The sequence below is a fragment of the Paenibacillus sp. DMB20 genome (genome assembly GCF_000987955.1).
In the GTDB taxonomy this organism is placed as follows: Bacteria; Bacillota; Bacilli; order Paenibacillales; family Paenibacillaceae; genus Paenibacillus_AQ.
The window spans coordinates 1-14,883 of sequence record NZ_LAZU01000008.1 but is presented as its reverse complement, the minus strand read 5'-3'; the positions used below and the strand labels follow the sequence as shown (position 1 = coordinate 14,883).

Sequence of the window (14,883 nt, the reverse complement as noted above, 5' to 3'; positions counted from 1 at the left end):
TTTAAACGGGAAAATCGCCTTTTGCATAAACCATCCGGCCTATATTACGCATCATTGAATGATAGCGGTACTATCATTTGCCGTTCTTCTCGGCATTCACGTTGATGAAGATGGGATTGGAATAGAACCACAGATCCTTATAATTCCGTTCGTTAATCTCCGCAAAGCGCGTTTCGTTGTCCTCGATGTCCGTCTTGGGATCGACAAGCGGCTCCCCGTTCTTCGTTTCACCCTCGACGTTCACGCCCAGATTGGTGCCTCTCAAGCGGAAGTATTGATCCTTTGCGGCTTTTGTTCTATAGGTGATGACGTTATAGCCATCCTTGTCGGACTTCCAATCCTTGCTTGTAAACCGCTTAAGCACTTTGGTGGAATCATTGGTGTTTTTGCTGTAAGCTGCCGTTCCCGGCTTCGCCTTCCCCGTCACGTCCCCTGCGATCAGGTCAATATGGTCCACTTTTACAGGATCGCCGTTATGGTTTTTCTTCGGGCTTTTGAACCGAATCGTTATCTCGATCGGCTGGCCCTTTTTAAGGCGAAGGTCGCCGCCCATCTCCTCCTTCCGCTGACCGTGACCGATCTTGAAGTCAAGCTCGTTGATCAGATCGCCGTGCACGGAGAACGATTTGCCTGAACGCATGCCGTCCAGCACCGCTTGCATGTCATTGCCTTCCACCCAGGTGTAGTTCTTCGCATATTGTCCCGGCAAATAACCGCTGGAATATTTCCGGTCTTCGCTGATCTCAAAATGGGAGTCGGAGTTGGCAAAGTTCCAGAAGCGGCGTCCTTCCCCCAGCAGCGCATCCCACGCTCCGCCTACCTTGGCAACCATGTAGTCGGCCCCGCCGTGGGTCCGGTTCTCTGGCGTTTCAAGGTTCAGTCCGCCCCGATCCGGCTCCATTTGGTTTCCCGGCATGCCTTCCATGCCGAATACTACGTTCGGTGCTATGTTGTTGAAATCGCGAATATCGGCGATGGTATAGACTTGTTTTCTTGAAGGATGGTTCAATAGGGCGTAGCTGGTTTCCGAATAATTCTTCTCCAGCCAGGCCAGTGCCTTCCGGGCATCCTCAGGTGTCGAGTAAGCTCTGCCGCCTTGTTCTTTCCACTGGGCCACGTCTGCCGGAACAAACATTTTCTCATCCCGGTTGGTAAACAAATATTCGAACTGGTTGACGGCGTTCACGCTCTCCTCCGAGCCCGGCTTGTCCCCCACGATTCCGACGCCGACATGCTCATAGGTCGGCATATCCCATTCAAATCCGGCAAAAATGATTTTGTCCTTGTACTTCCCGGCTTTTTTAAGCTGCTCTATCTTGGGAAGCTGGTACTGGGCCAATCCTTGATACAGCGGGATCGGACCTTCCGGAATCTTATTCCCTTCATCGTCCCGGGCAGCCGTTCTTAAATGGTCCGAGACGGCGATCCAATCCATACCGTATTTTTCAAACGCGTTGTCCAACACTTTTTGGAGAGATTGCTGGGCATCGTCGGATTGATAGGTATGGGCGTGATACTCTCCGGCCAGCCATTTACCGTTCGTTTCCGGCTTTAATGGGCCCCCGCCATCTTTCGCCTGAACAACCGCGCCCTGGGACATAAGGGTCAAACCGAGCGCCAACGCCATGATCGTTTTCTTCTTAAGCTGCACTATACGGCACCTCCGTTTTCATTTCAAAACATTAACATAGTTTAATCATCCAATATTCGGGCAGTGTCATAGGAATGTGTTGTTTTTGTAAAGATAGGAGGATCACCAACCCGCGTCATGCTTCGCCCATTGTTGTATAACAATAAAATAAATTCTTAAACAGTATTGCAACACATTTTATTTCGATATATAATAAACAACAAATCATTAATGTGTTATATAACAGTTGGCGTTAATCTGAAGTTACGATGATGTTTCATCAGAACCTGGACATGCAAAAATAGCTGCCCAACTTTCAATTTCAGGTTGCATCACACACCATACGGGAGGTTTTAAACATGAACAACGTTGAAGAACAGAGCAAGACCGAGGTTTGCTTTTCATGCGGGGAAAGCCTGCCATCCGGTGAATCCGAACGGACGGGGGATCACCTGCTTTGCAGCGGCTGCGAAACCACTACGGACCATGGCTTGTCGCACTATTACATGCAGCAGTACTATTTCCGGTATGCCGACTGACTTGTCCGTTAGAATGCAACCACGTTTCCAAACATGAATCCAGCGCATCCAAAAAGCCTCCATCAAGGAAATTTCTTATGAAATTCCTGACCGGGGGCTTTTCTTTCTTCCATCCCCTCCTTAAGGTCATGTTTTAAACACGAATGAGGTGTTATATAATAGCCCTAACCTAACCAAAATCCAGAGAATAAAGGAATGATGGAATGACATCCACCGAATTCTCCACAAAGCACGAACAGATCATTCAATATATAGAAAACCTTGAGATCGGTACGCGCATTTCCGTGCGCAAGGTCGCCCAGGAACTGGATGTCAGCGAGGGGACGGCATACCGGGCGATGAAAGACGCCGAGAACCGGGGGATCGTAAGCACGAAGGAACGGGCCGGAACCGTAAGGATCGAAAAAAAACAGCCCGTCGAGATCGACAGGCTGACGTTTTCCGAGATCGCCAACATTGTGGACGGCAACGTGCTCGGCGGCGAAGAAGGGCTGCATAAAACCTTAAAAAAATTCGTCATCGGCGCCATGCAGCTGGAAGATATGATCCGTTACATCGAGCCGGGCAATCTGCTGATTGTAGGAAACCGGGAAAAAGCTCATTACAGCGCTTTGACTCTGGGTGCCGGGATTCTCGTAACGGGCGGCTTTGATACCGCCGATTCCGTAAAGGCACTGGCCGACGAGTTGAAGCTTCCCGTCATCAGCACGCATTACGACACCTTTACCGTTGCCACCATGATTAACCGCGTCATTTCCGACAAGCTGATCAAAAAGAAAATCGTGCATGTCCAGGATGCGGTCCATCCGGATGCCGAGATCGCCTATCTCCGCGAAAACGATCAGGTCAATGACATGCTACTGCGCATTTCCGAAACCAATCACAACCGTTTTCCCGTCGTTGACGGCAATCATAAGCCGATCGGCATCATCACGGCCAAAGATATCATCGGAGCGAACGGCAGCGACCCGATCCATCAATATATGTCCCGCAATCCGCTTACCGTAACGGCTCAGACGGCCGTGGCGACCGCCGGGCATATCATGGTTCGGGAGTCGCTTGAGCTGCTGCCGATCGTCGACGCTTCGGGACGGCTTACGGGCGTGATCAGCCGTAAGGATGTTTTGCGGTCCCTGCAGAATACCCAACTTCAGCCGCATTACGGCGAAACGCTGGAGGAACAAATCTGGTCCTCTTTCAAGGAAATCCGTGACGGGGAAGGACGGCTTTCGTATCAAGGCGTCATTTCGGCCTCCATGATCAATCCGGTCGGCAATCTGTCGGACGGGATATTGTCCTGCCTCATCAATCAGGCAACTGCCCGTACGATCACCGGATTAAGGAAAGGAAACCTCCACATCGACAGTACGGCGGTCCATTATTTCCTGCCCGTGGAGATTGAATCCGTTATCTCTTTGATCCCTGCGGTCATCGAATCCAGCCGCCGCTTTTGCAAGGTAAGCGTGGATGTGTACGAAGGCGCCAAACGAATTGCGCAAGCCATCGTCACGGCAAGGCTGTTTGAGGCATAAATTGCGTCCCCCTCCTGGATTTACGTTGATTACATGAATTCCGGAACAAAGGTCATAATACTTCCGTAAGTATCAAAAAATAAAGGAGTATTATACCATGGGTATTCTGGACGGAAATCCGAAAAACGAGCCGATGCACTACGGTGAAATTTTTAATGTGTGGGAAGTTTCGATGGCTGCCAAAGGCGCCGTTTCCTGCTATCAAGCCTATTTGAACCATGCCGGCGACAAGGATCTCAAAAAAATGCTGAGGGACCTGATCGACCAAGCCAAGCTGGAGATCAAGGAGCTTGATGAATTGCTGGCGGAGAACGGGATTGCCGCCGCTCCCACGCTGCCTGAACGGCCTGAAGTCAAGCTGGAGGATATCCCGATGGGAGCGCGATTCACCGATCTGGAGATCGCCGCCAAAATCGCGATGGACAACGCCGCAGGCTCGTTGGCTGCAGCGCCGTGATGGGAATGTCCATTCGCGAAGACATCGGCGCTTTGTTTGCGAAATATCATCTTTCCAAAACGGCGCTCGGCGTAAGAATTCTGCAAATGAATAAAGACAAGGGCTGGCTTATCCCTCCCCCGCTGCAGATCAAACGACCTGAATAGGCAAAAAGCCCCCGCTCAAAGAGCGGGGGCTTAATTATATTGTGAAAGCCGCTTGCGGGGCTGCGATTGCGATTTTCTTCACCCCGAGCGACATACCAAACCAAGGTTACGCAAACTTTCCTTTAAACCATGACGCCGCGGCCTCCACTTCCCCCCGGGTCAACTGGTGGCCGCCGTATTCCCAATGCAGATGCACATCCGCGCCTGCTCCGGCCAGAAGCCCGTTCAGTTCCTCCGTTTCCTGCGGCGGACACATCGTATCCCGCTTTCCGGCTGCGATAAAGACCGGAATGCCGGACAGGTTCGGCAGCTCCAAGCCTCTCAGCGGCACCATCGGGTGGTGCAGCACGGCCCCCTGCAGCGCATTCGCGTAATGAAAAAGAAGGCTTGCCGCGATATTCGCGCCATTGGAATAACCCACGGCCACGACGCGGCTGCGATCGAAGCCGTATTGTTCGGCTGCCTCATCGATGAAAGCCTTCAGGTCTTTGGTACGCCGAATCAGATCCTCTTCGTCAAATACCCCTTCGGCAAGTCTTCGGAAAAATCGGGGCATGCCGTTTTCCAACACGTTCCCCCTCACTCCCAGCACATTCGAGGAAGAAGAAATAATGTCGGCCAACGGGACAAGATCATGCTCGTCCCCGCCTGTACCGTGCAGCATGAGCAGCGTCGGCGCATCGGCGGACGTGCCTTGCCGGAAAATATGGCGGTGTTCCATATCAAACATCTCCTTTCAGTACGCGGACTTCCACGGGTGTCAGGTTCTTCTCAATGGACTCGCGATGCGGCTCGAACCATGCCGGAAGCATGATTTTCTCACCCAGATGCTCCACAGGCTCATCATTGGCAAAACCCGGAGGATCCGTGGCAATCTCGAACAGCATACCGCCGGGTTCACGGAAATACACCGCGTTAAAATACTGGCGGTCGATCACGGGCGTCGGGAGCAGACGGCTTTCTTCCGCCTTGGCCCGGAACGCCTCCTGTTCCTCATCGTCCTTGGCCCGCCATGCAATATGATGAATCGTTCCGGAACCGCCCTCTCCCCATCCGATCGGCTGAGCGTTCATATCGATGATCTGCCCGATATCGCCTTGGGCCCGGTAACGGACCCATCCTCCTTCTTCGCCGATCCGATCCAGGCCAAGCTGATTCCCGAGCACTGCCGATGTCTGATCCGGCTGGACGCTGAACAAAACGGCGCCCCCGAAGCTTTAATCGTTTTATCGGCCGGCACGCCGCCGAAGGACCAGGTACTGGCTGCGCCCTCCTTCCGTTCGGTCAGCTCCAGCAGCAGTCCCGAGTTGTCGTGAAAGCGGAGATAAGTCTCGCCGAACCGGGTGAATTCGTCATAAGAAATATGGAATCTACCCAGCCGTTCTTTCCAAAAATCCAGGCTGCCGACAGGTACGGCAAATACCGTGATGCCTACTTGCCCTCCGCCGATTTTTCCCCTGCGCGCATTTTCCTGCGGGAAAAAGGTCATGATCGTTCCCGGACTTCCCGTCTCGTTTCCGAAATAAAAGTGATATACCTCGGGCGCATCGAAATTGATCGTTTTCTTGACCAAACGAAGCCCAAGCACGCCGGCATAAAAGTCGACATTGGCCTGCGGATCGTTAACGAACGAGGTGATATGATGTATTCCTGCAGTTTTCGGCATGGATTTCCCTCCTGTAATCTTCATAAATAGTATCTTAACCATATAACGGCGTATAAATTATCTTAATATTAAGATATTTAATAATTATATATTACCACGTTTTCATAAAAACGCAACATCTGCGTGATCGCAAAATACGGAAAAAGGCCTTCCGTAATTGGAAGGCCTTTCTTCGTTTTATGTCTCTATTGTTTGTTTAAATCCGTACGTGTTCCCCCGTAACATGTTTATTATATCAAAGGATACATTCCGTGTCAGCTTATATTTTGGAAGTCTTCACAAAAAAACGGCCCTCCATTTAGGCACTCTTCCATATGGCCCGATATGGCCGAAAGGACCCTTACACCCCCTTAAATGGCCTGTTCCCCTGAAACTGCGGCGATCAATGCGTTATGCACTTGAATCCGAAGCTGGGACACGCTGGTATTCCGACCTCCATAGACGCGGTTGGTCAGCAAAATAACAGCCATTTCATGCTCCGGATCGATCCACAGGCTTGTACCGGTAAATCCGGTATGCCCATAGGAGCGTCCGCTCATCCAGTCGCCCGAGGCGTCCATCCGGTCTCCCTTCAGCACCCACCCAAGTCCTCGGTATGCCCCCGGGATTCCGACCGTATGGCTCCGTGTGGATGCTTCCACAGCCGCTTTGGACAGCACCCGTCGGGGGTCCTTTCCGTTTAGCGCGTCGGGTGAATCTTCCGGAACGATGCCGCCGGCCATCCACATTTTGGCGTATCGGATCAAATCATCGGCGGTTACAAACAAACCGGCATGGCCGCACACGCCCCCAAGGGCACGGGCTTTCTCGTCATGAACGACGCCGCACAGATGACCGTCATGAAGGGAGTCGTACTCCGTCGCCGCTATGTATTCCCTGGAGATCAGCAATGGAGAGAATACGGCATCCTTCATCCCCAGCGGTTCGAAAACGCGCGTTCGTGCCGCTTCATCAAGCGGAATGCCAAGCGCTTTTTCCACAAGCCTACCAAGCACAAGATAGCCGATATCGCTGTATATCGCTTCCATGCCGGGCTTCCGCTGCAGCGGGGCATCCATGACGGCATTCCACATCTGATCCCTGCTCCATCCGTGGGAATGCAGGTCCATATCCGCTTGAAGTCCGGAAGTATGAGTCAAAAGCTGTCCGACGGTCAGCTCATCCTTGCCGGGCACGCCGAATTGGGGCAGCCAGGACGACACAGGCGTACTGAGCGTAAGAATCCCTTCATCGATCAGCGTTAGGACAAGCGGAAGCAGGGCAACCACCTTGGTCAGCGATGCACTGTCAAAACGCGTATCCTTTCGTACCGGAACCGGACGTTTCGGATCCGGATCGGCATCCCCCTTCGCATAGATCCACTCCCGGCCCCGATGCACCACCGCGAGTACCGCGCCCGGCATCGTGCCTGCTTCAATTTCCCGGTCAACGGCCCGGCAGGCCGCCCGGACTCCCCGGGAATCCAATCCCAACAGCTCAGCCCCATGTTCCATTTGCAAACTCATGCCCCTCTCCTTATCGCGTTTCCATAATTCGACCAAATATTTCCTTTCCGCACACTATTATATCCCCGGCATCATCATTTCACAATGCATATAAAACTTCATCTTGCATCCATGGAAACCCGGCCTTTATTTCTTATTTATCAGGGAGTTGACTTTTGAATCCGCTTCCATTTACAATATTTGCGTAACCTCTAAATTTTGGAATTTAAGGGCCATGCCTTCTATAACCGCCTTACGGTTATGGAACAACCCCGGTACTCTCTTTCCGAGACGCCGGGGTTTTTTGCGGCCCCATATTCGGGGAGGTGAAGCTTACCGAAGTTTGGAACGTGTTCCGGTTATTTCTTCATTTACATCGGCAAAAACCGAAAAAGGAGGCCTATCCGAATGAACAAATGGACTAAAATGACAGCCGCATTCACGCTTGCCCTATCCCTTACGATGAGCCTGTTTACGCCTGCCCAAGCGGCACCGGATACTTCGGTATCCAATAAGCAAAATTTCAGCACCGACGTCATTTACCAGATTTTCACCGACCGTTTCTCTGACGGCAACGCGGCCAACAATCCTTCCGGGCCGGCATTTGACGGCACCTGTACCAACCTGAGATTGTATTGCGGCGGCGATTGGCAAGGGATTATCAACAAAATCAACGACGGTTACCTGACGGGCATGGGCGTTACCGCCATCTGGATCTCCCAGCCGGTCGAGAACATTTACAGCGTCATCAATTATTCGGGCGTTAACAATACCGCTTACCACGGCTACTGGGCAAGGGATTTCAAAAAGACGAATCCGCCTACGGCACCATAACCGACTTCAAAAACCTGATCGCCGCCGCCCATGCCAAAAACATCAAGGTGATCATCGACTTTGCGCCGAACCACACGTCCCCCGCTTCCTCGGACCAGCCTTCCTTCGCCGAGAACGGCAAGCTCTATAATAACGGCACGCTGCTGGCCGGATACACCAATGACACGCAGAACCTTTTCCATCATAACGGCGGCACGGATTTTTCCACCACGGAAAACGGAATCTATAAAAACCTTTACGATCTTGCCGATTTAAACCACAACAACAGCACGGTGGATACATACTTGAAAGAAGCCGTCAAAATGTGGCTCGATCTCGGAATTGACGGCATTCGGATGGATGCGGTCAAGCATATGCCTTTCGGCTGGCAAAAAAGCTTCATGGCGACGGTCAACAACTATAAACCGGTCTTCACCTTCGGCGAATGGTTCCTTGGCGTCAACGAAGTGAGCGCCGAAAACCATCAGTTCGCGAACGAAAGCGGCATGAGTCTGCTTGATTTCCGATTCGCGCAAAAAACGCGCCAGGTATTCCGCGACAACACGGACAATATGTACGGGTTGAAGGCGATGCTTGAAGGCTCTGCCGCCGACTACGCTCAGGTGGACGACCAGGTGACCTTCATCGATAACCATGACATGGAGCGTTTCCATACCTCCAGCGCCAATAAACGGAAGTTGGAACAGGCGCTCGCCTTCACGCTGACCTCCCGCGGCGTACCGGCAATCTATTATGGAACGGAGCAGTACATGAGCGGCGGCAACGATCCGGACAACCGGGCCCGCATTCCCTCCTTCTCCACGACGACAACCGCGTACAATGTCATTAAAAAACTCGCGCCGCTCCGCAAAACCAATCCGGCCGTCGCCTACGGCTCCACGCAGGAACGCTGGATCAATAACGACGTCATTATTTACGAGCGCAAATTCGGAAATCATGTGGCCGTCGTTGCGATTAACCGCAACCTGAGCGCATCGGCTTCCATCTCGGGACTTGTCACCTCGCTTCCGGCCGGCACATACAGCGACGTCCTCGGCGGCACCCTGAACGGCAACCCGATCACCGCAGGCAGCGGCGGTGCCGTAAACACCTTTACGCTCGCCGCCGGCTCCGCAGCCGTCTGGCAGTATACGGCAGCTCAAACGACCCCGGTCATCGGTCACGTCGGACCGATGATGGCGAAAGCGGGAACGGTCATTACGATCGACGGCCGGGGCTTCGGGTCTGCCAAAGGGACGGTATATTTCGGAACCACGGCCGTTGCCGGCACCGAAATCGTGTCCTGGGAAGACAGTCAGATCAAAGTGAAAATTCCCGCCGTTACGCCGGGGAATTACAACGTCAAAATCACCGGTTCAACCGGAACTGCCAGCAACGTATATGACAACTTTCAGGTACTGACCGGCGAACAGGTCAGCGTCCGTTTCGTTGTAAACAACGCGGCGACCACGCTCGGCCAGAACGTGTACCTTGCCGGCAGCGTAAGCGAATTGGGCAACTGGGAACCGGCCAAAGCAATAGGTCCCATGTATAACCAGGTCGTATATCAATACCCGACCTGGTATTACGATGTCAGCGTTCCGGCAGGTGTAACCATCGAATTTAAATTTATGAAGAAGAACGGAACCTCCGTCGTTTGGGAAGGCGGCTCCAATCATTCCTTCACGGCCCCGGCTACCGGCACGGCGACGGTGAACGTGAATTGGCAGCCGTAAAAAACCGAAAAAAATGTAAAAAAGAGCAGTCCGTGATTCATGCGGCCTGCTCTTTCATGCTTCATGCTCTTTCATGCTTCATGCTCTTTCATGCTTCATGCTTTTTGACGCACCTGTTTCACTTCCCGCACTTCAACGCATTCATGAACCGCTTGGCAATCTGCGAGGTGTTCCTGCCTTTGGGGCTGACCCAGCCGTAATAGATCGGCCCTTGGCCCGGCAGCATGACGGGTACCGTCACGATGTCAATGTTTTCCGGTTCGCGATACCCGTGAAACGAATAATCCAAACCCAGCGTGACCGCAAGGCCTTCCAGGACGGCATTGTTAATCGCCTGCGTATTGTTGGATATGAACAGGATGTCGATGTTATCGTGGACGGCTATGAATTCGGTAAAATAATCCCGTATCTGCTCATCGTCGTACAACGCAAACGTCTGGCCTTCCAGCTGATCCGGGGTGATGGATTTTTTGAGGGCGAGCGGGCTGCCGGGATGGACGCCGACAACCATTTCCCCCTCCATAAGCCGCTCGAAGGACAGCTCTTTATGCTTGCCTATCAGCTGTTCGGACAGCACCATTAATCCGGCGTCAAGCCTGCCATGCTCAATATCCTTCAATATTTCATTCGGGCCTTTTTCATGAATCTCGATCCTGACTTTCGGGTGCTCCCTTTTAAAGCGGGCGACGGCATCCACCAACAGATGCATCGGCCCGGGAATGGCCGCGATTTTCAATTGTCCGCTGAGGCTGTTGCTGAAGGATTGGGCCTCCTCCCGCAGCTCCTGGATTTTAACAAGCACTTCGCTGGCCTTGCTGATAATCAACTGCCCTTCAGCCGTCGGTACCGCTCCCGATCCGCGCGATCGGGTAAACAGGGAAATTCCGAGCTCCGTTTCTAGGGACGATATCGATTGGCTGATCGCCGACAACGTAACATGGGATTGCTCGGCCGCGCTTGTCAGGGATCCGGTTCTGGCAACCTGTACAATATACTCCATTTGCTCTAGGTTCATGACTGCCCCCTAATTTAGTTCTGCTTAACTATTCATAATTATATTTAAATTTTAATTAATAAAAAGGAGTGCTACCATGAAGACAGATAGGGACCTACATCTATTATATAGAACTTACTTAAACTTGAGGAGGAATTCATCATGTCCAATAAAAGAGTGGCTGTCATTACGGGCGCGGCCAGCGGGATCGGCAGAGAAACGGCATTGAAATTCGCAAGCAACGGCGATCAGGTCGTAGTTGCCGATTTTAATGAAGCCGGCGGAAACGAAACCGTGGAACGCATCAAGGCTGCCGGCGGCGAGGCGATCTTCGTAAAAACCGACGTGTCCAAATTCGAAGACGTGGAAGCACTCGTTAATAAAGCCGTCGAAACCTACGGCCGGATCGACATTATGTTCAATAACGCCGGGATCGGACGAATTACGCCGGTGTTGGACCAAAATCTTGCCGATTACCACAACGTGATAAACGTAAACCAACACGGCGTGGTCCACGGCATTATTGCCGCAGGCAAGAAGATGCGCGAGCTTGGCATTAAAGGTGTAATCATCAATACCGCTTCCGTATTCGGATTCCTGGCTTCGCCCGGCACATTTGCATACCACGCTTCGAAGGGCGCCGTCATTATGATGACCAAATCCGCTGCCCTTGAACTTGCGGAATACGGTATCCGCGTTGTCGCCGTCGCGCCGGGCGCCGTAGACACCCCGATCATTCAAGGCTATAAAGACAACGGAATGGTAGACATGATGAAATCCAAAGTCATGGGGAACAAATTAACCCAACCGGAACAGATTGCCGACGCCGTATTCCTGCTGACCCTGCCTGAAGCCAGCGCCATCAACGGCAGCGTGGTCATGGCGGACGAAGGCTACGCTTCTTTCAAATAAAACGGGATTTCCCTGGGCAATATGTAACCGTGAGAGCGTCTAGACATAGGCGCTCTTTTTATTAAGAGATAAGAAAGGTATAAACTACAGAGGTTTGCCATCCTAATCTCGCAAGAAATATTTCCGCTAAATGCGGTCTGTCTTCTGAGAAAATACGTCGATAGACGTTTTCTTATGGTCTAGTTGATCCCGTATGCATTTCTTGGATAATCTCGTATTTTTGTGCTGCCGAATATTCTTTTTTATACGTAAAATGCTCCCCTTACAGTAACAGGTTTTATTATTTCACCTGTCTACCATATGGGGAGCATATCATTCTCGGCGGCTGCGCTTTCTTTTTGAATGTCCTTATTCGTTTCCTTTTTTAACCCATTCTGCTACGGTAACCGTTCGTCTGGCTTGGTGTTTGACGGCTTGTTCGGCATCTTCTACTATATTTCCATCCTTATCAACCGTAACACTTGTCCCGTATGGATTTCCTCCTGCCGTAAATAGGGATTGATCCGTATATCCAGGTGCGGCAACAATGGCACCCCAGTGGAACATCGTCGTGTATAAGCTTAAGACGGTTTGTTCTTGGCCGCCGTTCGGGTTTTGGGCGGAAGTCATGGCACTAACGACCTTGTTCGCCAGTTTTCCGTGGAACCAAAGTCCCCCTGTCGTATCCAAAAATTGCTTCATTTGAGACGGCAGGTTACCGAAGCGAGTCGGCATGCTGAAAATGATTGCATCTGCCCATTCAAGATCGCTTAATGCTACCTCGGGGACATCTTTTGTTGCTTCCACATGTGCTTTCCATACCGGGTTTGACTCAATGACGCTGGCCGGAACGGTTTCCTGCACTTTTAACACTTTTACTTCGGCACCTGCTGCCTTTGCACCCTCCTCGGCCCATTTAGCCATTTTGTAATTCGTTCCGGTTGAGCTGTAGTAAATGATTGCCAATTTCACGTTTGCCATAGTTGATTCGCTCCCTTGTCTTTTTTTAAATAGGTTTAATAGATTCATTTTGCGCTCCATTATTCAAGGATTGGTTTGTTATGTTTTTACTTTGGACGCTCTAAGGAGAACATTTCTCCCAATTTCGCATAATAACTTCCTGCAAGACGACTTACGGGTTGTAACCGATCGGCATGGATTCGTCCGTTTTCATAAAGTTCTTCGGAAATATGATAGAGAACAACCCTTCCAATGAGCAAGTCACAGCTTGCTTCATTTTCTCCAAGAGGGATCGTTTTTTCCAATAAGCACTCCATTCGGATTTTTGCCTCTTTAATTCCTGGAACGTCTATTTTTTCGCTTTTGACAGGTGTCAGACCGGAAGCCTCGACTTCGCTTTCATCGGGTGGCAAACGGACAGCCGTCTGGTTCAGCGCTTTAATATAAGACTCATCCGCTATATGAACAACAAACGCCTTTTTGTGAGCCGCATTGACTGCCGTATCTTTCTGTCTCCCGTTTATTCGCTGCACAGAGACAGAAACCATCGGGGGGTTGGATGTTACGATATTAAAATAGCTGAACGGCGCTCCATTTAAGACCCCCTCTTCGGAAAGTGTTGTAACAAATGCAATCGGTCTTGGTATGATGCTTCCAATCAAAAACTTGTAGTTATCGCGTTCGCTTAATATTTCCGGATCGATGGATTTCATGCAATCATCCTTTACTTAGAATTGAGAGTTCGAACGGTTACAGGTAAAAGCACGGCTTCGATTTGTTCACGCTTTGCCTCAAGCCATGGCGGCAGCATCAGCTGTTCTCCCATCGTTTCAGCCGGCTCATCGCGATCAAATCCGGGAGGATCCGTAGCAATTTCAAAGAGCAAGCCGCCTGGTTCACGGAAATAGATTGCATTGAAATATTGCCGATCAAGAATCTGGGTCGGGTGAAAACCACTGTTCGCTACTTGCTTTTGCCATTCTTGATGCTCTTCAACATCTTTGGCGCGCCATGCGATGTGATGAACGGTACCTGCGCCCATCTGGCCCATGGGGCTTGCTTTCAATGGGATATCGATCACATTGCCGAGATCGCCAACGGCACGAAATCGTAAGTAGTTCCCTTCCTGCCCGACTTTCTCAAGTCCCATGACCTGTTCAAGCAAATCGGCCGTTTGATGAGGAGCTCCCGATAAAAGAACAGCGCCTCCAAATCCTTTGACCGCCTCATTTCGCGAGATTCCATCAAAGTTCCATTCGCTTTCAGGACCTTCTTGTCTCGCCACAATTTCAAGCTGCAGTCCATGAGGATCCTCGAATTGAAGGTAATCTTCACCAAACCGCTTCTCTTTCTTGACGGAGATCTTAAAAGCCGAGAGCCTGTTTTCCCAAAAATCCAAGGCACCCTCAGGAACGACGAAAGTAGTTACGCCGACTTGGCCCGTTCCGATCCGTCCTTTGTAAGCTCCTGGCCATGGAAAAAACGTCATGATGGTTCCCGGCCTACCCCCGTCATTTCCAAAATACAAATGATAGGTTCCCGGATCATCAAAGTTCACCGTCTTTTTGACTAATCTCAAACCGAGAACGCCTGTATAAAAATCGACGTTTTCCTGTGGATTTCCGACGATAGCAGTAATATGGTGAATCCCCTTTGTTACCTTTTTGTTCATATTGGTTCTCCCCTTTCAAACTCTTGCTGCAAATTGAATCATGACCATCATGACTATGATTTCCTTAAAAATTAATCCGATTCCATGAATCATGAAACGCAATTTTATATCTTTATTTCAAATATCTTTATTTAAAGATTTTAGTGATTGCTGTATCATTTGTCAATCCCTCAGACCCGGTCATTCAGAATCAAAAGCAAGCCCTTTCAACGCAACCGGGGCAACCATGAAGCCAAAAGAAAAACGTCTATCGACGTACTTTCTCAGAAGACAGACCGCTTTTAGCGGAAGTTTTTCTTGCGATATAAGGATGGCAAACCTCTGAAGTTTATACTTTGTTATATCTAAAGAAAAAACGTCTAT

At 50.8% G+C, this 14,883-nt stretch carries 11 protein-coding genes and 3 pseudogenes; 5 read left to right on the top strand and 9 right to left on the bottom strand.

All coding sequences use genetic code 11. The annotated features are described in order from the left end of the window. Nucleotides 1-73 precede the first annotated feature (73 nt). The gene (locus XI25_RS02730) at nucleotides 74-1,651 is read right to left on the bottom strand and encodes an S-layer protein (RefSeq protein ID WP_046677261.1); all 1,578 of its coding nucleotides are present in this window, start codon (nucleotides 1,649-1,651) and stop codon (nucleotides 74-76) included. A gap of 338 nt (nucleotides 1,652-1,989) precedes the next feature. Between XI25_RS02730 and XI25_RS02725 the strand changes: the two genes are divergently transcribed. The 3 genes and pseudogenes from XI25_RS02725 to XI25_RS02715 all read left to right on the top strand — a co-directional run bounded on the left by XI25_RS02725 (nucleotide 1,990) and on the right by XI25_RS02715 (nucleotide 4,304). Next, on the top strand, nucleotides 1,990-2,169 hold the full coding sequence (locus XI25_RS02725; RefSeq protein ID WP_046677260.1) for a hypothetical protein: 180 nt from the start codon (nucleotides 1,990-1,992) through the stop codon (nucleotides 2,167-2,169). Nucleotides 2,170-2,372: 203 nt separating this feature from the next. Continuing rightward, on the top strand, nucleotides 2,373-3,701 hold the full coding sequence (locus XI25_RS02720; RefSeq protein ID WP_046677259.1) for a DRTGG domain-containing protein: 1,329 nt from the start codon (nucleotides 2,373-2,375) through the stop codon (nucleotides 3,699-3,701). A 97-nt stretch (nucleotides 3,702-3,798) separates the two neighbouring features. Then, nucleotides 3,799-4,304 (top strand): annotated as a pseudogene (locus tag XI25_RS02715) (DUF3231 family protein). Between the two features lie 106 nt (nucleotides 4,305-4,410). Here the strand turns inward: XI25_RS02715 and XI25_RS02710 are convergent. The 3 genes and pseudogenes from XI25_RS02710 to XI25_RS02700 all read right to left on the bottom strand — a co-directional run bounded on the left by XI25_RS02710 (nucleotide 4,411) and on the right by XI25_RS02700 (nucleotide 7,475). Further along, entirely contained in the window at nucleotides 4,411-5,025 is a 615-nt protein-coding gene (locus XI25_RS02710) for an alpha/beta hydrolase (protein ID WP_046677258.1), read from the bottom strand. 1 nt (nucleotide 5,026) lies between these two features. After that, a pseudogene (locus XI25_RS02705) lies at nucleotides 5,027-5,970 on the bottom strand (ring-cleaving dioxygenase). A 350-nt stretch (nucleotides 5,971-6,320) separates the two neighbouring features. Next, on the bottom strand, nucleotides 6,321-7,475 hold the full coding sequence (locus tag XI25_RS02700; protein WP_046677257.1) for a serine hydrolase domain-containing protein: 1,155 nt from the start codon (nucleotides 7,473-7,475) through the stop codon (nucleotides 6,321-6,323). A gap of 387 nt (nucleotides 7,476-7,862) precedes the next feature. On the opposite strand from XI25_RS02700, the pseudogene XI25_RS02695 reads away from it, so the two are divergent. Further along, nucleotides 7,863-10,003 (top strand): annotated as a pseudogene (locus tag XI25_RS02695) (alpha-amylase family glycosyl hydrolase). 118 nt (nucleotides 10,004-10,121) lie between these two features. On the opposite strand, the gene XI25_RS02690 reads toward XI25_RS02695, so the two are convergent. Next, the gene (locus tag XI25_RS02690) at nucleotides 10,122-11,018 is read right to left on the bottom strand and encodes a LysR family transcriptional regulator (RefSeq protein WP_046677256.1); all 897 of its coding nucleotides are present in this window, start codon (nucleotides 11,016-11,018) and stop codon (nucleotides 10,122-10,124) included. A 141-nt stretch (nucleotides 11,019-11,159) separates the two neighbouring features. On the opposite strand from XI25_RS02690, the gene XI25_RS02685 reads away from it, so the two are divergent. Then, nucleotides 11,160-11,909: an SDR family NAD(P)-dependent oxidoreductase gene (locus XI25_RS02685; protein WP_046677255.1), complete on the top strand. Its 750-nt coding sequence runs from the start codon at nucleotides 11,160-11,162 to the stop codon at nucleotides 11,907-11,909. Between the two features lie 348 nt (nucleotides 11,910-12,257). Here the strand turns inward: XI25_RS02685 and wrbA are convergent, their stop codons facing one another. The 4 genes from wrbA to XI25_RS34000 form a co-directional block, all read right to left on the bottom strand. Then, complete coding sequence (gene wrbA / locus XI25_RS02680; protein ID WP_082112182.1) at nucleotides 12,258-12,869, bottom strand: NAD(P)H:quinone oxidoreductase; 612 nt, start codon at nucleotides 12,867-12,869, stop codon at nucleotides 12,258-12,260. 86 nt (nucleotides 12,870-12,955) lie between these two features. Continuing rightward, nucleotides 12,956-13,561 (bottom strand): flavin reductase family protein, encoded by a 606-nt coding sequence (locus XI25_RS02675; protein ID WP_046677253.1) that lies wholly within the window; start codon nucleotides 13,559-13,561, stop codon nucleotides 12,956-12,958. An 11-nt stretch (nucleotides 13,562-13,572) separates the two neighbouring features. Then, nucleotides 13,573-14,520 (bottom strand): ring-cleaving dioxygenase, encoded by a 948-nt coding sequence (locus XI25_RS02670; protein WP_046677252.1) that lies wholly within the window; start codon nucleotides 14,518-14,520, stop codon nucleotides 13,573-13,575. A gap of 180 nt (nucleotides 14,521-14,700) precedes the next feature. Further along, on the bottom strand, nucleotides 14,701-14,883 hold a 183-nt coding region (locus XI25_RS34000), incomplete at its 5' end, for a hypothetical protein (protein ID WP_046677251.1).